This is a genomic window from Pseudomonas taiwanensis DSM 21245, assembly GCF_000425785.1.
Classification (GTDB): Bacteria; Pseudomonadota; Gammaproteobacteria; order Pseudomonadales; family Pseudomonadaceae; genus Aquipseudomonas; species Aquipseudomonas taiwanensis.
On the sequence record NZ_KE384450.1, the window covers coordinates 589697 to 607905 of the forward strand.

Here is an 18209-nt window from a genome sequence, read left to right on the forward strand (position 1 = left end):
GTTTGGCAGTGCCTCTGAAGGTAGCGCCCGGTCAGGCTTCAGCTTGACCGGGCGTTTGCCGCTTTACGTTACAGGTAGCAAGAATGGCAAAAGAATATAGCCGTACCCAACGCATCGGTGATCAGATGCAGCGTGAGCTGTCGGAGCTGATTCGCCGTGAAGTCAAAGATCCGCGCGTCGGCCTGGTGACCATCACCGCCGTGGACGTCAGCCGCGACCTGGGGCACGCCAAGGTCTTCATCACCGTCATGGGCCAGGACGGGACCGACGCCGTACCTCAGACCCTCAAGGCCCTTACCAGTGCCGCGAGCTTCCTGCGCCTGCACCTTGGGCGTGTCATGCAACTGCGCAGCGTGCCGCAGCTGCACTTCCACTTCGACGAGAGCGTCAGCCGTGGTGCCCATCTGTCGGCACTGATCGAGCGCGCGGTCGCCGAAGACCGTCTGCACCAGGATGCCGACAAGCCGGACGCCGGGGAGTAAGCGGTGGCCCAGGTCAAACGTATTCGCCGTAATGTCAGCGGCATCATCCTGCTCGACAAGCCATTGGGGTTCACCTCCAACGCCGCGCTGCAGAAAGTCCGCTGGTTGCTCAATGCCGAAAAGGCCGGTCACACCGGTAGCCTCGACCCACTTGCCTCCGGCGTACTGCCGCTGTGCTTCGGTGAGGCGACCAAGTTCTCGCAGTACCTGCTCGATTCCGACAAGGGCTACGAAACGGTCATGCAGCTGGGGCAGACTACCAGCACCGGCGATGCCGAAGGGGAAGTACTCAAGACTCGCGACGTGACCGTTGGTCGCGCCGAGATCGAGGCTGTGCTGCCGCGTTTTCGTGGTCAAATCAGCCAGGTACCGCCGATGTACTCCGCCCTCAAGCGCGACGGCCAGCCGCTTTACAAGCTAGCTCGTGCAGGAGAGGTAGTGGAGCGCGAGGCGCGTTCTGTTACTATTGGCCGCTTGGAATTGCTCGAGTGCGAAGGCACCCGTGCGCGCCTGACCGTCGGTTGCAGCAAAGGCACCTATATCCGCACCCTGGTGGAGGATATCGGCGAGGCCCTGGGCTGTGGCGCCTATGTCGCCGAGCTGCGCAGGACCCAGGCCGGGCCCTTCGAGCTGGCGCAGACGGTAACGCTCGAAGAACTCGAGCAGGCCCACGCCGAAGGGGGCAACGAAGCGCTCGATCGCTTCCTCATGCCGTCCGACAGCGGCTTGCAGGACTGGCCGTTGGTGCGCCTGTCCGAGCACAGTGCGTTCTACTGGCTGCATGGGCAGGCCGTGCGTGCTCCGGACGCGCCGCAATTCGGCATGGTTCGGGTACAGGATCACAATGCCCGCTTCATCGGTATCGGTGAGGTGAGCGAGGACGGGCGCATTGCGCCGCGTCGACTGATTCGGTCGGAATGACCGAACACACAGGGTCAGGCTTGCGCCGAGCCCTGTGGACACGAGGGTGGCTGTCAGTAGGCACGGTCACACCTCTTTTATTAATACGGGGATATTGTCCCTGGCCTATTGGACCCCGCTTGCGGGATCCGTTTATCAGGAGAAGCCAAATGGCCCTCAGCGTTGAAGAAAAAGCTCAGATCGTTGCCGAATACCAGCAAGCCGCCGGCGATACCGGTAGCCCGGAAGTGCAGGTTGCTCTGCTGACCGCCAACATCAACAAGCTGCAAGGCCACTTCAAGGCCAACGAGAAAGACCACCACTCCCGTCGTGGTCTGATCCGTATGGTTAACCAGCGTCGTAAGCTGCTGGACTACCTGAAGGGCAAAGACACCACTCGTTACAGCGCCCTGATCGGTCGCCTGGGTCTGCGTCGCTAATAGCGGCCTGGCCAGTGGTGTGCATGGCGTGTTGCATGCTCGATGCTGTATGGCAGCAATGCTGTACAGCGTTGGCGTCCAACACGCCACGCGTATCTCCGAGGTTGGCAGCCTGGTGATGTCGAGCGGATTTTCCGCTGGGCAGCCAGGCTCCCAGCCTCGTGTTGTATCTGGACGGTCAATGGGGCCGATTCCCCGTTCTGCCCAAGAATTCGCAAGAAACCAGTTCCCCCAGAGCCACTGAAAAAGGTAGGAAACCGTGAACCCGGTAATCAAGAAGTTCCAGTTCGGTCAATCGACCGTTACCCTCGAAACGGGCCGCATTGCCCGTCAGGCGACCGGCGCCGTGCTGGTCACCGTCGACAACGACGTCACCGTGCTGGTGACCGTGGTTGGCGCCAAGCAGGCCGACCCAGGCAAGGGCTTCTTCCCGCTGTCGGTCCACTATCAGGAAAAGACCTACGCCGCCGGTAAGATCCCAGGTGGCTTCTTCAAGCGCGAAGGCCGTCCTTCCGAGAAAGAGACGCTGACCTCGCGCCTGATCGACCGTCCGATCCGCCCGCTGTTCCCAGAAGGTTTCATGAACGAAGTGCAGGTTGTCTGCACCGTCGTCTCCACCAGCAAGAAGACCGATCCGGACATCGCTGCGATGATCGGTACCTCGGCTGCCCTGGCGATTTCTGGCATTCCGTTCGAAGGCCCGATCGGCGCCGCCCGCGTTGCCTTCCACGAGAGCACCGGCTACCTGCTGAACCCGACTTACGAGCAGCTGCAGGCTTCGAGCCTGGACATGGTCGTGGCCGGTACCGAAACCGCCGTTCTGATGGTTGAATCCGAAGCCCAAGAGCTGACCGAAGACCAGATGCTGGGCGCTGTCCTGTTCGCCCATGACGAGTTCCAGGCCGTGATCAAGGCCGTCAAGGAACTGGCCGCCGAAGCCGGCAAGCCAACCTGGGACTGGCAGGCGCCAGCCGCCAACACCGAACTGCTCAACCTGGTACGTGCCGAGTTCGGCGAGGCTATCTCGCAGGCCTACACCATCACCATCAAGGCCGACCGCTACAACCGCCTGGGCGAATTGCGCGACCAGGCCGTTGCCCGTCTGGCCAACGAAGAAACCGGCCCGACCGCTGGCCAGATCAAAGAGATCTTCGGCGAGCTGGAATACCGCACCGTTCGCGAGAACATCGTCAACGGCAAGCCGCGTATCGACGGTCGTGACACCCGCACCGTGCGTCCGCTGAACATCGAAGTCGGCGTTCTGCCGAAAACCCACGGTTCGGCCCTGTTCACCCGTGGCGAAACCCAGGCCCTGGTCGTTGCGACCCTGGGTACCGCCCGTGACGCCCAGTTGCTGGACACCCTGGAAGGCGAGAAGAAAGACCCCTTCATGCTGCACTACAACTTCCCGCCGTTCTCGGTGGGCGAGTGTGGTCGCATGGGCGGTGCTGGCCGTCGTGAAATCGGTCATGGCCGTCTGGCGCGTCGTGGCGTTCAGGCCATGCTGCCGAGCGACACCGAGTTCCCGTACACCATCCGTGTGGTTTCGGAAATCACCGAATCCAACGGTTCTAGCTCCATGGCTTCGGTCTGCGGTGCTTCCCTGGCCCTGATGGACGCCGGTGTACCGATGAAGGCGCCGGTTGCTGGTATCGCCATGGGTCTGGTCAAGGAAGGCGACAAGTTCGCGGTCCTGACCGACATCCTGGGTGACGAAGACCACCTGGGCGACATGGACTTCAAGGTAGCCGGTACCGCCAAGGGTGTTACCGCGCTGCAGATGGACATCAAGATCAACGGCATCACCGAAGAAATCATGGAAATCGCCCTGGGCCAGGCCCTGGAAGCGCGCCTGAACATCCTCGGCCAGATGAACCAGGTCATCGCTCAGTCGCGCAGCGAGCTGTCGGCCAACGCTCCGACCATGATCGCGATGAAGATCGACACCGACAAGATCCGTGACGTCATCGGTAAAGGCGGCGCCACCATCCGCGCGATCTGCGAAGAAACCAAGGCCTCGATCGACATCGAAGACGATGGTTCGATCAAGATCTTCGGCGAAACCAAGGAAGCGGCCGATGCAGCCAAGCAGCGCATCCTGGGCATCACTGCCGAGGCCGAGATCGGCAAGATCTACTTGGGCAAGGTCGAGCGCATCGTCGACTTCGGTGCCTTCGTGAACATCCTGCCTGGCAAGGACGGCCTGGTGCACATCTCCATGCTCAGCGATGCGCGTGTCGAGAAAGTCACCGACGTGCTGAAAGAAGGTCAGGAAGTCGAAGTGCTGGTACTGGACGTGGACAACCGCGGCCGCATCAAGCTGTCGATCAAGGACGTTGCCGCTGCCAAGGCATCGGGCGTCTAAGTCTTTTTCGAAAGGCTGGAAAGAAGGACCCTTCGGGGTCCTTTTTTTGTGCGTGCGATTCTATTTGGCGGACTTGCATCTTGCATGCAGGAAATACCCCCGGCGTGCAAAATGCACGATGAACGATCCCTGGGTTTTTCTATAAGTCATTGATTTAATTGGTGTTTTTATAAAGGCAAAAGCTGGCACATGCCGTGCAATATCTCTTGTACCTGCCGCCAGGAATCAAGGCGCAGACCTTTCGACAAACAGGAGTGACCTAAATGAAGAAGTTCGCCATTGCTGCCGCTACTGCTACCGCTCTGACCCTGACCATGGCTAACGCGGCATTCGCCCAGCAGTCCACCCAGGCCCCGATGACGCTGGCGGCCGGTGAGGTGACCAAAGCCAAGGAAGCAACCTCCGATACCTGGATCACCACCAAGGTCAAAGCTGACTTGATGACCGAGAAAGGCGTGCCTGGCAGCGATATCAAAGTCGAAACCAACAAGGGTGTGGTCTCGCTCTCTTCCGACGTTGCCATCACCGATTCGCAGAAAGAAATGGCCATTGCCATCGCCAAGAAGATCAAGGGCGTTCAGGCCGTGTCGGCCGATGGCCTGAAATCCGAGTAAGGGATGTCCCGTCGGCCAAATGGATTTGGCCACTCATTCAAGAAAGCCCCGGCATTGGCCGGGGCTTTTCTTTATGCGACGGGGTTTCGCGCTACCACATCGCTTTCGAAGCACACCTGCTCGATGATCAGGGGCTCGACGAGCGGCCTGCTGTCGCGAAAGTGCGCAGTCTGGGTATGGGCTTCATAGGCGTGCTCATCGCGGTAGATTTCGTAGAGGTAGATCAGATCCGGGTCAGCGCGGTCCTGGGATACGTCGAACACCAGGCAACCAGGCTCGGTGGCCACCGAAGCCGCAGCGTTGGCTTTGATAGCGCTGAGGAACGCGGCAGCGGTACCGGGTTTAACCCGGGTCTTGATGAAGAGACTGTACACAAGCGGATCCTTTTGTTTTAAATTCACAAACGAATTGTATACAAAATAGGAGCCGCGCGAATGTCCGAATTACCCACCCGTCCTGGTCGACTCAACGGCCTGCGTCATATCGCATTACTGGTGCCCAACCTGGAGGAGTGCGAGCGCTTCTACGTGGACGTGCTGGGAATGCAGGTGCTGCACCGGGCCAACGAAGACCTGGTGTACCTCACCTGTGGCAACGACAACCTTTCGCTTGGACGTGGGGCGGGCGCGTCGAACGGTTTTCAGACCCTGGATCACTACGGCTTCATCGTCGATACCGTGCAGGAGCTGGAAGCCTGGTACCACTACTTCAAGGCACACGGCGTGACCCTGCTGGATCGGCCCTTCGACCATGGCGACGGTGCCCGGAGCTTCCACCTGCTTGACCCGGCGGGCAACAAGGTCCAACCGCTTTATCACCCAGCGGTGTCGGGGCAGCGTTTGGCGTGAGGATGTATGTGGCTCTCTGGCCGGCAAACGGGCTCCTACAGGCGCCTGTTTGCCGGCGATGAAGACCTGGCGATCACTCCGCGTCCAGGTGCATTGGCGTCACCACGCGGCCATCGCGCTCGGCTTGCCCCAGGTTGGTGTCGATGAAGTACACCCGGTCGTCCTCGAGCTTGCCCTTGTCGACCAGATAGTCCTTGATGCTGCTGGCGCGCTCCTGGCCCAGGGTGCGCAACAGTGCTGTGCTTTCAGCCCAGGACTTGATCACCGCTTCGCGTAGCTTGGCCGTGCGCTCTTCGCGGCTCAGTTGCTCCCATTCGGCCGGTGGCTGCTGCTTGAGCCTGTTACGGTAGATGCCTTCGAGCATGGCGGGCTTGTCGCTGTCGTCGACTACCAGCATCGAGGCATTGGCCGGGACCTTGTCGCCACGGCGTTGAAGGATCTTGTACCAGGTGGCCTGATACTCACGCTCCAGGCGCTGTTCAGCGATCAATGGGCCATCGCTGCTCTGGGCACTGGTGCCTTCGATCTCCAGGCGCAGTTCTGGGCGCTGTTTGAGCGCGGCCGACAGTTTGTCCAGTGCAGCCTGCGCATCGGCGCTCAGTTCGCTGGAGCCTGGTGCGAAGGCGACGCTGCCAAGGTCTTCCGCGCCGCCGCCGGCAATCAGCCCGCCAATGAACTTGAACGGTGCCTGTGCCGCACGCAGCACCAGGTTGCGCAGTGTCTGCCAGACGATGGGCATGACGCTGAACTGAGGGTTGTTCAGGTCGCCCGCAACCGGCAGTTCGATGGAGATCTTCCCTTCGGTGTCCTTGAGCAGCGCCACCGCCAGGCGAATCGGCAAATCGACCGCGTCCGGGCTGTCGACCTTCTCGCCCAATTGCAGCTGCTCGACGACCACTTTGTTCTCGGCCTTCAGCTGGCCATTGGTGATCAGGTAGTGCAGGTCGAGATTCAGCCGGCCTTTGCGGATGCGAAAGCCTGCGAACTTGCCGGAGTAAGGCGTAAGCGTAGTCAGCTCGACTCGCTTGAAGCTGGTGGCGATGTCCAGGCTGGCCAGTGGGTTGAAGGGGTTCAAGGCACCTTTGATGGTAACCGGCGCATAACGGTCGACTTTGCCTTTGATATCGACCTTGGCCGGTGACGGCCTACGGTTGTCGATGGTGCCGATCTGACCGTTAAGCTGCTGGATGGCGGTGGCGAAGTTCGGGGTAAGGGTCAGGTCGGCGAAGTTTGCCGAGCCATCGTTGATGTCGATCTGGCCGATGTGTATGCCCAGCGGCTTGTCGCTGCCGCCTCCGGCTGGCTTGGCCTTGGCCTTGGCCGAGGCAGGGGCATTGGCCGGTTGAGGGATCAGCAGGTCGTCAATATTGGTGGTGCGGTCTTCGTTGATGATGAAGCGGGCATAGGGCTGCAGCAGGGTCACCTTGTCGATGGCCAGGGCGTCGCCGTGCACGTACGAGAGACCGTCCACGTTGACCTGCTGCCATTTCACGAAATCGCGGTTCTTGATGGTATCCAGGGTATGCAATTGGCTGACCTGCGCTTTGCCGGCGACCGTGAAGGCCAGTGGCTCGGTGCTCTTGAGGTCGACCTTCAGGTCGCTGCCCAGCATGCCGCTGCGCAGCTCCAGGCGGATGAACGGGCTGATGTAGGACTGGGCGACACGCAAGTCGATGTCCCGGGTGCTGACATCGAGCTTGGCGCTGACCGGTGCCAGGTTCACCTGACCTGCCGCTTGCAGCTTGCCCTGTTTACCGACGCCCGTGTCGAGCTTCAGGGTGAAGGGTGATTGGTTGAGGCTGTCGAAGCCCTGCAAGTCCAGGTTCAGGGGGCCGACGTCCAGTGCCACGGGCTCCGGCTGGCTGCGGTCGGCCAGGTGCACACTGTAGTTGCGCAGCTGCACGTCCTTGAGCAGCACCTGCCAGGGCTTGGCCGGCTCCTTGGTGGCTTTTTCTTCGGGTGTAGGCTCGGCGGCGGCGGGCTCGGCTTTCTCCTGTGGGGTGGCCTTGGCCGGCTGGCTGGCAAACAGCTTCTGCCAATCGAGCTGGCCGTCTTTCTCGCGTGCTGCCCAGGTTTCGAGCTGTTCGCTGCGGACCTTGCCGACGGTGACCAACTGCTTGGCCAGGTCGATCGACGTATCACTGACTTCCAGGTTGGCCAGGCGCGCCAGCTGACGGCCATCCGGCGCCTTGATGGCGAAGGGCGCGACCCGCACGGAGGTCTTGTCGAGCAACAGCTGTGTTTCTTTGGACAGGTTGAGAGTGTAGTGGGTGTCGAGGTTGATCACGCCGTCTTCCAGCACCAGCGGTACGGCATCGCGTACATAAGGCCAGAACACTTTCATTTTGCCGTCGGTGACCTTCAGGGTGCCTTCCGAGGCGATCGGCGACAGGCTGAACGTGCCGTTCCAGTCGATGCGCCCGCCGTTGGGACCCGCGGCCACCAGGGTCATGTCGGCGTTGTCATCTGGCAGGGTGCTGAGGTTTTTCAGCTCCAGATTCATCGCGTCGTAGAGGAACTCGATCGGCTCGCTGGGGCGGTCGTCCTTGAAGTGCAGGTAGCCGTCCTTGAGCTTGATGCTGCCGATGCGCAGGGGGAACGGATCGCTCGGTGGCTCCTCGGGCTTGGGCTCACTGGGCGGCAGCTTGAACAGCTGAGTCAGGTTGAGCGTGCCGTCCTTGGCGAACAGCAGTTCGCTGCGCGGCTTGTCGAGCTCGACCGCATCCAAGTGCAGTGCGCCTTTCCACAGGCTGTCCAGCGACAGGTTGGCGTACAGCCGCTCGAAGCCGACCTGCTCCTTGCCAGGCTCACCCAACTGCAAGCCCCATAGCGTCAGTTCGAGGCTGAAGGGGTTGAGTTCGATACGTTGCAGGTGCGCAGGTAGCGTGGCGTATTGGGCCAACTGCTGGTTGGCGATGCGCAGGGCGACGCCAGGGAGGATAAGGAAGCCGAGCAGGCTGTAGAGGGCAACGAGGGCCAGCAGTGCGCCGAGGGCGCGAGTCAATCCTTTGTACATGTGTCGCTTCGTCTGTCTAAGCAGGGGTCGTTGGAGTATGGCACGTTAAATCGGTTCCGCAGCGGCGACCATTTGACCTCACTCAATGCCCATGCGCCGTTTGGCCCGGTGGGCGGAGCCATTGCGCATGGCCCAGCGCAACACGGGGGCCGTGCGTTCGATTCCCAGGCGGATCATGCGCCGCTGTAAAGGGCCTTGCTCAAGGCCCAGCATGGCTTGCGCCCATTCCGGCAACAGGTCGATGCCTGCCTGCAGCATCAGCTTGCCGATCGGCTCGGCCAGCCGGCTGGGGGCAGGGGCGTTGAGCAGGATCTCTACCACTTCCAGGCTACGGGCATCACATTGCAGGTGTGGGCGCATGCGCTGCAGATAATCCTCGACCTGTTGGCGTGAGCGCGGCACATCGCGGGCGCCCAGGCGTTCGGCGATCAGGGCGATCTCGTCGTAGTAGGCATCCTGGTCGGCAAGAGACAGTTGCGGATTGCGGTAGCGCAAGTGGGCGGCCAGGAAACTGCTGACCTCGGCAACGTGCACCCAGGTCAGCAGGTCGGGATCGCTGGCGGAATACGGACGGCCGTCGGGTGCGACGCCGGTCACCTTGAGGTGAATGGTGCGCACTTTCTCGATCAGCCATTCGGCATCGCGGGTGGAGCCGAAGGTGGTGCCCGAGATGAACTGGCTGGTGCGGCGCAAGCGGCCAAGCAGGTCGTGGCGGAAGTTGGAATGATCCCACACCCCTGCCAGTGCCAGCGGGTGCAGCAATTGGAGCATCAGCGCGCTGATACCACCGACCAGCATGCTGGGAAAATCGCCATGCACGCGCCAGCTGATGCTGTGCGGGCCGAACAGGCCCGGGTCGCCCTTGGGCGACTCCAGGTCGAGCTGGCCCAGCGCCAGCCCGGTGAGGCTCATGACCTGGGTTTCGATGCGGCGACGTAGGGTTTCCATGGCGACCTGTCTTCAGGGCGGCCATGAACCCAGGCCGCCGGTTATTTGTTGAGGCGTGTGTCGATCAACCCCTGGACCACGCTTGGGTCAGCCAGGGTCGAGGTATCGCCCAGGTTCTCCAGTTCATTGCAGGCGATTTTGCGCAGTATACGCCGCATGATCTTGCCCGAGCGGGTCTTGGGCAGTGCGGGGGCCCATTGGATCAGCTCGGGTTTGGCGAAACTGCCGATTTCCTTGCTAACCAGATCGAGCAGCGCTTTCTTGAGCTCATCGTCCGGGGTGACACCGTTCATGGGCGTGACGAAGGCATATACCCCTTGGCCCTTCAGATCGTGCGGGTAGCCGACAACGGCCGCCTCGGCGACGCTGTCATGCAGCACCAGTGCACTTTCCACTTCGGCGGTGCCGATGCGGTGGCCGGAAACGTTGATTACATCGTCGATGCGACCGGTGATCCAGTAGTCACCCTCGGCATCGCGCCGAGCACCGTCGCCGGTGAAGTAGTAGCCTGGCATGGGTTTGAAATAGGTGTCGACCATACGCTGGTGGTCGCCATAGACACTGCGGATCTGCCCCGGCCAGCTGGCCTTGATGGCCAGAATGCCAGCCCCGGGCCCTTCGATGAGCTTGCCTTTGTCATCCAGCAGCACCGGTTGCACGCCGAACATCGGTTGCGTGGCGCAGCCTGGCTTGAGCTTCTGCGCGCCGGGCAGGGGTGTGATCATGATGCCGCCGGTTTCGGTCTGCCACCAGGTGTCGACGATGGGGCAGCGTTTCTGCCCGACTGCCTCGAAATACCATTCCCAGGCTTCCGGGTTGATCGGCTCGCCAACGCTGCCCAGCAGCCTCAGGCTTTGACGCGAGGTGCTCTGCAGCGGCCCGGAGCCTTCACGCATCAGCGCCCGCAGGGCGGTGGGGGCGGTGTAGAAGATATTCACCTTGTGTTTATCCACGACCTGCCAGAAGCGTGAAGTGTCCGGATAGTTGGGCACGCCTTCGAACATCAGCGAGATGGCGCCGTTGGCCAGCGGGCCGTAGACGATGTAGCTGTGGCCGGTGACCCAGCCGACATCGGCGGTGCACCAGAACACCTCGCCCTCGCGGTAGTCGAACACCACCTTGAAGGTGAGGGTGGCCTGCAGCAAGTAGCCTGCGGTGGTGTGCAGGACTCCCTTGGGTTTGCCGGTGCTGCCGGAGGTGTACAGGATGAACAGCGGGTCCTCCGCTTCCATGGCCTCTGGCGGGCAGTCGTCGCCGGCCTGTTCGGTCGCCTCGTGGTACCAGAGGTCGCGCTGGTTGATCCAGGCCACTTCGCTGCCGGTGCGACGCACGACGAATACGCTGCTGACATTGGGGCAACTGGCCAGGGCTTTGTCGACGTTCTGTTTCAGCGGGATGCGTTTGCCGCCGCGGATACCTTCGTCGGCGGTAATCACCGTACGGCAGTCGGCATCGAGGATACGGTCGCGCAACGCATCAGGGGAAAAACCACCGAACACCACTGAATGGATGGCGCCGATGCGTGTGCAGGCGAGCATGGCATAGGCGGCCTCCGGGACCATCGGCATGTAGATGCAGACCCGATCGCCTTTCTTCACGCCCCGCGCTTTCAGGGCATTGGCCAGGCGGCAGACCTGGCGGTGCAGCGCTCGGTAGGTGATGGCCTTGGACTCGCCAGGGTCATCGCCCTCCCAGAGCAGGGCGGTTTGCTCGCCCCGTTTGGCCAGGTGGCGGTCGATGCAGTTGTAGCTCACGTTCAGTTGGGCGCCGTCGAACCAGCGCGCCTTGCCACTTTTCATGTCGCACTGCTGCACGCTTGACCAGGGGTTGATCCAGTCCAGGCGTTTGGCCTGTTCGGCCCAGAAGGTGTCGGGGTCTTCGACCGATTGACGGTAGAGGCGACGGTAGTCGTCGGGGGTGATGGCGGCAGATTGGCTGACGGCGAGCGCCTGGGGAAAATCGCGGATATCGAACATGGCGGGTTGTCCTGCTCTTGTCGGGGCGATGGACTGCTTCGGCTATTCGATAGGACAGTGTAGCTGGAGGGGTGTTCAACCGGTGCCGACCCTTCGCGGAGGAACCCAGGGGTACTGCGCCGCTTCACGGCGTGCGCAGTACCTGGAGAGGCGGGTTCACCCGCGAGCAAGCCGGTGTCGGCGCGGAATCAGCCGCGGTGACGGCCGCGGAAGTAGTTGATCAGGCCTTGCGTCGAGCCGTCCTCGGCGCTGTCTTCCAGGCTGCCGACCAAGCGTTGGTAGACGCCCTTGCCGAGCTCTTTGCCCAGCTCCACGCCCCACTGGTCGAAGGCATTGATGCCCCAGATCACGCTTTGCACGAAGACCTTGTGTTCATACATGGCCACCAGGGCGCCCAGGCGGCGCGGGCTGATGCGTTCGACCACCAGGGTGTTGCTCGGCCGGTTGCCCGGAATCACCTTGTGCGGGGCGAGCTTCTCGATATCGGCCTCGTTCAGGCCTTTCTGGCGCAGTTCCGCCTCGGCTTCCTCTCGGGTTTTGCCCAGCATCAGTGCCTGGCTCTGCGACAGGCAGTTGGCGTACAGCCACTGGTGGTGGTCCGCCACGGGGTTGAAGCTCACCACCGGTACGATGAAGTCCGCCGGGATCAGCTGGGTGCCTTGGTGCAGCAACTGGTGGTAGGCATGCTGGCCGTTGCAGCCAACGCCGCCCCAGATTACCGGGCCGGTATCGGTCTTCACTGGACTGCCGTCCTGCAACACGCTCTTGCCGTTGGATTCCATGTCCAACTGCTGCAGGTGCTTGGTGATGTTGCGCAGGTAGTGGTCGTACGGCAGGATCGCGTGGCTCGATGCCCCCCAGAAGTTGCCGTACCACACACCTAGCAGGGCCAGCAGCACGGGCATGTTCTTGTCGAACGGCGCGGTCTGGAAGTGCTGGTCCATGGTGTAGGCACCCGACAGCAGTTCCTTGAAGTTGGCCATGCCGATGGCCAGGGCGATCGGCAGGCCGATGGCCGACCACAGCGAGTAACGCCCGCCAACCCAGTCCCACATCGGGAAGATGTTCTCTTCGCGGATGCCGAAGGCCACGGCGGCGGCCTTGTTGCTGGAGACAGCGATGAAGTGGCGGTACAGCTCGGCTTCGGAGCCGCCCTGGGCGAGGTACCAGGTACGTGCGGCCATGGCGTTCTTCAGCGTCTCGAGGGTGTTGAACGACTTCGACGAAACGATGAAAAGGGTCGTCTCGGCGCGCAGGTTGGCCGACAACTCATGGAATTCGCTGCCGTCGATGTTTGCCAGGTAATGGCAACGCACACCGCGCTGGGCATAGGGCAGCAGGGCTTCGGAGACCAGCTCTGGGCCGAGGAACGAGCCGCCGATGCCGATGTTCACCACGTCGGTGATCGGTTTCTCGCTGTAGCCCCGCCACAGGCCATCATGAATGCGGCCGACCAGCTCGGTGATCTGGTTCAGTACCTTGTGCACTTCCGGCATCACGTTGACGCCGTTGACGCTGAGTTTGTCGCCGACCGGACGACGCAGGGCGGTGTGGAGCACCGGGCGTCCTTCGGAAGCGTTGATGATCTCGCCGCTGAACATCGACTTGATCGCATCCTGCAGGCCGACCTCATTGGCCAGGCCTACCAGCAGGTCACGGGTCTGCTCGGTGATCAGGTTCTTGGAATAATCGAGGAACAGGCCGCAGCTGCTCAGGGAGAACTGGTCGAAGCGCTTGGCATCGCTGGCGAAGGCTTCGCGCATGCTGAAGCCTTGCATGGCGTCGCGGTGTTGCTGGAGTGCCTGCCAGGCGGGCAGGGCCGTAACATCGTGGGGTGTACGGTAATACGCCATTGCGGAGGGTTCCTTGGTGCGTGGTGTTGCCTTGGACAGGGCAGTGATTGCCGGGTTCAGGCTGGCCATCATTATAGGCAATGGCCCGGCGCAGGGAATGGGGCGAGAAGGGGAATTTAGGCGTGCCGCGATCCCTTTAGGAGCGGCCGTGTGTCGCGGTAGGGCTGTGTAGCAGCCCCGGATTCCAGCGTCCCTGCATCAGAGGGTGGGGGCTGCCGGGCAGCCCTATCGCGACACAACGCCGCTTCCACACCCAATCGCAGCAGGCTTACGCGGTTTTTTCGTCGAGGTGCAGATACAAGTTGTCGATCAACCGGGTGTTACCCAGGTAAGCCGCAGCCAGAATCACCAGGTCACGGTCACCAAAGGTGGCCGGTTGCAGGTTCACGGCGTGGCGCACTTCGAGGTAATCCGGGCGCAGGCCGGCGGCGTTCAACTGTGCCTTGCCTTCCTCGACCAGCGCGGGGAAGTCGACTTGGCCACGGGTAATCTGTTCGCTGATGTGTTTCAGGGTGCGATACAGCACCGGCGCGACAGCGCGCTGCTCGGGCGTGAGGTAGCCATTGCGCGATGACAACGCCAGCCCATCCTCGGCACGTACGGTCGGCTCGCCGATGATTTGAATCGGCATGTTGAGGTCACGCACCATCGCCCGGATAACTGCCAGTTGCTGGTAGTCCTTCTCGCCAAAAACGGCGAGGTCGGGCTGGACCATGTTGAACAGCTTGTTGACCACCGTGGCCACACCCTCGAAGTGTCCCGGTCGGCTGGCACCGCACAGGCCTTCGGAGAGGTTCGGCACGCTGACGCGGGTCTGCACGCTCATGCCGTCGGGGTACATTTCCTCGACCGTCGGGGCGAACAGTAGGTTGCAACCGGCCTCGAGCAGGCGTTCCTGGTCGGCAGCCAGGGTGCGAGGGTATTTGTCGAGGTCTTCGTTGGCGCCGAACTGCAGCGGGTTGACGAAGATGCTGGCAACCACGAAGTCGGCTCGTTGAGCCGCCTTGGTCACCAGTGCGGCGTGGCCGCTGTGCAGGTTGCCCATGGTGGGCACGAAGCCGATGCGTTTGCCCTCGCTGCGCGCGCGCGCGACGGCGGCACGCAGTTCCCGGACGGTCTTGACTGTATTCATGCGCTGAACCCGTGTTCGCTACCTGGGAAGCTGACCTCTTTGACGGCCTGTACGTAGGCGGCAAGGGCGCTCTGGATGTCTGGCTGGCCGGACATGAAGTTCTTCACGAACTTCGGTACGCGACCGCTCAGGGACAAGCCGAGCATGTCATGCAAAACCAGCACTTGGCCGTCGGTAGCATTTCCCGCACCGATGCCGATCACCGGGATGCTGACCGCCTGGGTGATCTCAGCTGCCAGTTCACTGGGCACGCACTCGAGCAGCAACATGGCCGCTCCGGCCTGCTCCAGGGCAATGGCATCGGCACGCATTTGCCGCGCCTGGGCTTCCTGGCGACCCTGTACCTTGTAGCCGCCCAGCACGTTGACGGTTTGCGGGGTCAGGCCCATGTGCGCGCACACAGGTACGCCACGGTCGGCGAGCAGTCGAATGGTCTCGGCCAGCCAGGCCGCGCCTTCGATCTTGATCATGTGAGCGCCGGCACGCATCAGGGTCGCGCAGTTGGTGAAGGCTTGCTCTGGCGTGGCGTGGGCCATGAACGGCAGGTCGGCCAGGATCAGGGCGCCATCGTTGCCGCGTTTGACGCAGGCAGTGTGGTAAGCCATTTCGTCGGTGGTGACAGGCAGCGTGCTGTCATGGCCTTGCAGGACCATCCCCAGGGAGTCGCCCACCAGCAACACTTCGACACCGGCTTGGCTGGCCGCCTTGGCGAAGGTGGCGTCGTAGCAGGTCAGCATGGTGATTTTTTCACCCTTGGCCTTCAGGCCATGGAGGGTGGTCAGGGTTACTTCAGGCATTTAGGAAAATCCTCGTTCAGGCGCTTTGAAAAACGACTGCGACCAACACGTTGAGTCATCTTCCGGAGCGGCACATCATCGCTTGTGATGTTCGGGCACAGGTCCGTCCGGGCCTAGATACGGGTATGCGGCACTTTGGTGCCACACGGGACGCCTATAGTCGTGAGCGAGGTGGGGGAAGTCAATCACCCTGTTACCGCATTGTTACGATTCGGGTGTTACTGGCGTTACCTTGGTCTGGAGCGCCCGGATTACAGGCGTTCCAGCCCGACGAACGGGCAGTCTGCGAGCAACTGTGCGAGGGCGCGGCCATCGGCCAGGCGGAAGTCCGCGGGTACCAGTTCGGCAAGCGGGTACAGCACGAAGGGCCGTGCATGCATGTGGTAGTGCGGGACTTTCAGGCGCGGTACGTCGAGCACCTGGTCGCCGAACAGCAAGATGTCCAGGTCGAGCGTGCGCGGGCCCCAGCGCTCCTTGCGCACACGCCCCTGGTCATTTTCGATGGCTTGCAGGGCATCGAGCAGCGCCAGCGGTTCAAGCGATGTGTCGAGGGCGGCTACGGCATTGGTGTAACGCGGTTGGCCTGGCAGCAGCGAGTCGCTGGTATACAAGGCGGATGCGGCGACCAGGTGGGAGCCTTCGACCTGGTCGAGCGACTGCAAGGCACTGCGCAGTTGCTCGGCAGGCTGGTCCAGGTTGCTCCCCAGGCCGATGTAGGCGCGCGTGTTCAATCGAAGGCCTCGTCACCGCCACGCTTGCGCTTGCTGCCACTGCGCTTGCGTTTGCGCGGGCCGGCACCGGCGCCATCGTCACGGCTGCCCAGCTCGCGGATCATCTCGCGGCGTTCGCTGTCGTTGGCGTCCTGGTAGTCGGTCCACCACTGGCCGAGGTCGTCGGTGTCTTCACCGGCGCTTTCACGCAGCAGCAGGAAGTCGTAACCGGCACGGAAGCGCGGATTGTCCAGCAGTAGGTCGGCACGTTTGCCGCTGCGGCGCGGCAGGCGCTCCTGCATGTCCCAGATTTCGCGGATCGGCAGCGTGAAGCGCTTCGGGATGGCGATGCGTGCGCATTGCTCGGCGATCAGGTCGTGGGCTGCGCCGTTCATGGCCGGAATCGGCGGTACACCCTGGTTCTGCAGGTGCAGGACGCGGCTTGGCAGCGCTGGCCAGAGCAAGGCGGCGAACAGGAAGGCCGGTGTTACCGGCTTGCCTTGCTTGACGCGCAGGTCGGTGTTGTTCAGCGCCTGGCTGATCAGGGTGTGGGTGTAGGTCGGCCGCTCTTCCAGGGCATGGGCACTGGCCGGGAACAAGGGGTCGAACAAGTGCAGGTCGACCAGCATCTCGAAGGCGATCGCGCCTTGGCCGGAGAGGAACAGCTTGAGGGTTTCCTCGAACAGGCGGGCTGGCGGGATGTCACGCAGCAGCGGAGCCAGTTCACGAATGGGCTGGTAGGTGTGCTTCTCGATACCGAAGTCGAGCTTGGCGGCGAAACGCACAGCGCGCAGCATCCGCACCGGGTCTTCCTGGTAGCGGTGGGTTGGGTCGCCGATCAGGCGCAGCAGGCGGTTGCGGACATCGTGCACACCGTTGGCGTAATCGAGGATGCGCTCGCTGACCGGGTCGTAGTAAAGGGCGTTGATGGTGAAGTCGCGGCGTTGGGCGTCTTCCTCCAGCGTGCCGTAGACGTTGTCGCGCAGAATGCGGCCACTGGCATTGTGTGACGAACGGTGGCTGTCGCCCTGGTCTTCTTCGGAGTGAGGTGCACGGAATGTGGCGACTTCGATGATCTCACGGCCGAAATGCACATGGACCAGCTTGAAGCGGCGGCCAATGATGCGCGCATTGCGGAACTCGGCGCGGACCTGCTCGGGGGTGGCACTGGTGGCGACGTCGAAGTCTTTCGGCGTGATGCCCAGCATCAGGTCGCGGACACAGCCACCGACCAGGTATGCCTGGTAACCAGCACTTTGCAGCCGCTCGACGATATTCACCGCGTGGCGGCTGAACTGGTGGCGTTGCAGCGAGTGTTGGCTCTTGTTGATCACCTCAGGCGTGGTGCGTCTGTGGTGCTGGCCCGGTACGGGCGGGCGGAACGACTGGAACAGCTTCTTCAGCATGGGATGCACTGTTTGAAGGAATGTTCGGCCAAGAATAGGAGAATGGCCGCATGATGGGCGGGGATTCTAGCATTTACTCGGGGAATGGTGTAGGCGGTCGCAGGAAGCCTGCTGGAAGGAGAGAAACGACAAGGGGAGCCTAAGCTCCCCAAGAAGTCGTTGCGTGCTCTTATTGTTCTTCTGCTGGGCTTCTTGTTTTTGTTGAGTGCCCTGTCCACAAATCTCAAAGCTTGTGGACGACCCCCAATCCAGGGGTTAAGAGCAAACGGATTGCTTTGGTCGCTGATGTCACGTTGATCTATCGATCCAACCAGTTCAGGCGCTGCTTTTTAGTGCAGTTTTTGTTGTTCTCTGCCTGGTCGTGGGGCAAGCCCCAAACACGCATCCTCTCCAAAAGAATCAGTTAGCTGCGCCTCCGCCGTCTTGTTTTTATTGTGCGTGAGCCGTTTCGTCTTGTTCTTATTCTGAGTTGCAGTGCTTGTTATTGTTCTTGTGCCAAAGATATAGCAGGTGCCGTGCCAACTTTTGAAAACACAATAAAATCAATGGCTTGGCGAGATTTGGCGGAAGCGGGCGGGCGGGAAATGTAGAAATTTCGTTACCGTACACCTCGGGAACTGTTACGCGGGGAGAGCCTGGGTAACAGATTGTTGGGGTGGGGAGGTGTTACCTGGGAGGTTTACAGTCCGCAAGGGCCTGACGTAGCAGGTTTGGCGCCTGTG

Annotated in this window: 15 protein-coding genes; 6 read left to right on the forward strand and 9 right to left on the reverse strand. The window is 61.8% G+C overall.

Features of this window, described 5'->3' with window-relative positions:
- Window positions 1–83 precede the first annotated feature (83 nt).
- The 5 genes from rbfA to H620_RS0121625 all read left to right on the forward strand — a co-directional run bounded on the left by rbfA (window position 84) and on the right by H620_RS0121625 (window position 4801).
- Window positions 84–482 carry a 30S ribosome-binding factor RbfA gene (rbfA, locus tag H620_RS0121605; RefSeq protein ID WP_023378630.1) on the forward strand — a complete coding sequence of 133 codons (399 nt, stop codon included), beginning with the start codon at window positions 84–86 and terminating at the stop codon, window positions 480–482.
- A gap of 3 nt (window positions 483–485) precedes the next feature.
- Complete coding sequence (truB, locus tag H620_RS0121610) at window positions 486–1403, forward strand: tRNA pseudouridine(55) synthase TruB (protein WP_023378631.1); 918 nt, start codon at window positions 486–488, stop codon at window positions 1401–1403.
- 149 nt (window positions 1404–1552) lie between these two features.
- Window positions 1553–1822: a 30S ribosomal protein S15 gene (gene rpsO, locus H620_RS0121615; RefSeq protein ID WP_011532144.1), complete on the forward strand. Its 270-nt coding sequence runs from the start codon at window positions 1553–1555 to the stop codon at window positions 1820–1822.
- Window positions 1823–2081: 259 nt separating this feature from the next.
- Complete coding sequence (gene pnp / locus H620_RS0121620; RefSeq protein ID WP_023378632.1) at window positions 2082–4187, forward strand: polyribonucleotide nucleotidyltransferase; 2106 nt, start codon at window positions 2082–2084, stop codon at window positions 4185–4187.
- 263 nt (window positions 4188–4450) lie between these two features.
- Window positions 4451–4801, forward strand: a complete 351-nt coding sequence (locus tag H620_RS0121625) for a BON domain-containing protein (RefSeq protein WP_023378633.1) — start codon at window positions 4451–4453, stop codon at window positions 4799–4801.
- 71 nt (window positions 4802–4872) lie between these two features.
- Here H620_RS0121625 and H620_RS0121630 read toward each other — a convergent pair whose 3' ends face one another.
- On the reverse strand, window positions 4873–5175 hold the full coding sequence (locus H620_RS0121630; protein ID WP_023378634.1) for a heme-binding protein: 303 nt from the start codon (window positions 5173–5175) through the stop codon (window positions 4873–4875).
- A gap of 60 nt (window positions 5176–5235) precedes the next feature.
- On the opposite strand from H620_RS0121630, the gene H620_RS0121635 reads away from it, so the two are divergent.
- Window positions 5236–5649 (forward strand): VOC family protein, encoded by a 414-nt coding sequence (locus H620_RS0121635; RefSeq protein ID WP_023378635.1) that lies wholly within the window; start codon window positions 5236–5238, stop codon window positions 5647–5649.
- Window positions 5650–5722: 73 nt separating this feature from the next.
- On the opposite strand, the gene H620_RS0121640 is transcribed toward H620_RS0121635, so the two are convergent.
- From H620_RS0121640 to H620_RS0121675, 8 genes are all read right to left on the reverse strand, one after another.
- Window positions 5723–8665, reverse strand: coding sequence for a DUF748 domain-containing protein (locus tag H620_RS0121640; RefSeq protein ID WP_027908024.1), 2943 nt, complete (start codon window positions 8663–8665; stop codon window positions 5723–5725).
- Between the two features lie 78 nt (window positions 8666–8743).
- The gene (locus tag H620_RS0121645) at window positions 8744–9613 is read right to left on the reverse strand and encodes an oxygenase MpaB family protein (RefSeq protein ID WP_023378637.1); all 870 of its coding nucleotides are present in this window, start codon (window positions 9611–9613) and stop codon (window positions 8744–8746) included.
- A 41-nt stretch (window positions 9614–9654) separates the two neighbouring features.
- Window positions 9655–11589: an acetate--CoA ligase gene (acs, locus tag H620_RS0121650; RefSeq protein ID WP_027908025.1), complete on the reverse strand. Its 1935-nt coding sequence runs from the start codon at window positions 11587–11589 to the stop codon at window positions 9655–9657.
- 188 nt (window positions 11590–11777) lie between these two features.
- Window positions 11778–13442 carry a glucose-6-phosphate isomerase gene (pgi, locus tag H620_RS0121655; RefSeq protein WP_023378639.1) on the reverse strand — a complete coding sequence of 555 codons (1665 nt, stop codon included), beginning with the start codon at window positions 13440–13442 and terminating at the stop codon, window positions 11778–11780.
- A 268-nt stretch (window positions 13443–13710) separates the two neighbouring features.
- A complete protein-coding gene (gene panC / locus H620_RS0121660) occupies window positions 13711–14574 on the reverse strand; it encodes a pantoate--beta-alanine ligase (RefSeq protein WP_023378640.1) in 864 nt (287 codons plus the stop codon).
- Window positions 14571–15371, reverse strand: a complete 801-nt coding sequence (panB, locus tag H620_RS0121665) for a 3-methyl-2-oxobutanoate hydroxymethyltransferase (RefSeq protein WP_023378641.1) — start codon at window positions 15369–15371, stop codon at window positions 14571–14573. The genes panC and panB overlap by 4 nt, the downstream gene beginning before the upstream one ends.
- A 251-nt stretch (window positions 15372–15622) precedes the next feature.
- Window positions 15623–16102 (reverse strand): 2-amino-4-hydroxy-6-hydroxymethyldihydropteridine diphosphokinase, encoded by a 480-nt coding sequence (gene folK / locus H620_RS0121670; RefSeq protein ID WP_023378642.1) that lies wholly within the window; start codon window positions 16100–16102, stop codon window positions 15623–15625.
- Complete coding sequence (locus H620_RS0121675) at window positions 16099–17487, reverse strand: polynucleotide adenylyltransferase PcnB (protein ID WP_023378643.1); 1389 nt, start codon at window positions 17485–17487, stop codon at window positions 16099–16101. Before H620_RS0121675 ends, folK begins: the two co-directional genes overlap by 4 nt.
- Window positions 17488–18209: the final 722 nt, after the last annotated feature.

What these genes read in the sequence shown, in the direction of transcription:
- rbfA (WP_023378630.1), top strand. Translation starts at nt 84, where the DNA reads ATGGCAAAAGAATATAGCCGTACCCAACGCATCGGTGATCAGATGCAG.
- rpsO (WP_011532144.1), top strand. Translation starts at nt 1,553, where the DNA reads ATGGCCCTCAGCGTTGAAGAAAAAGCTCAGATCGTTGCCGAATACCAG.
- H620_RS0121625 (WP_023378633.1), top strand. Translation starts at nt 4,451, where the DNA reads ATGAAGAAGTTCGCCATTGCTGCCGCTACTGCTACCGCTCTGACCCTG.
- H620_RS0121635 (WP_023378635.1), top strand. Translation starts at nt 5,236, where the DNA reads ATGTCCGAATTACCCACCCGTCCTGGTCGACTCAACGGCCTGCGTCAT.
- H620_RS0121640 (WP_027908024.1), bottom strand. Translation starts at nt 8,665, where the DNA reads ATGTACAAAGGATTGACTCGCGCCCTCGGCGCACTGCTGGCCCTCGTT.
- H620_RS0121645 (WP_023378637.1), bottom strand. Translation starts at nt 9,613, where the DNA reads ATGGAAACCCTACGTCGCCGCATCGAAACCCAGGTCATGAGCCTCACC.
- acs (WP_027908025.1), bottom strand. Translation starts at nt 11,589, where the DNA reads ATGTTCGATATCCGCGATTTTCCCCAGGCGCTCGCCGTCAGCCAATCT.
- pgi (WP_023378639.1), bottom strand. Translation starts at nt 13,442, where the DNA reads ATGGCGTATTACCGTACACCCCACGATGTTACGGCCCTGCCCGCCTGG.
- panC (WP_023378640.1), bottom strand. Translation starts at nt 14,574, where the DNA reads ATGAATACAGTCAAGACCGTCCGGGAACTGCGTGCCGCCGTCGCGCGC.
- panB (WP_023378641.1), bottom strand. Translation starts at nt 15,371, where the DNA reads ATGCCTGAAGTAACCCTGACCACCCTCCATGGCCTGAAGGCCAAGGGT.
- H620_RS0121675 (WP_023378643.1), bottom strand. Translation starts at nt 17,487, where the DNA reads ATGCTGAAGAAGCTGTTCCAGTCGTTCCGCCCGCCCGTACCGGGCCAG.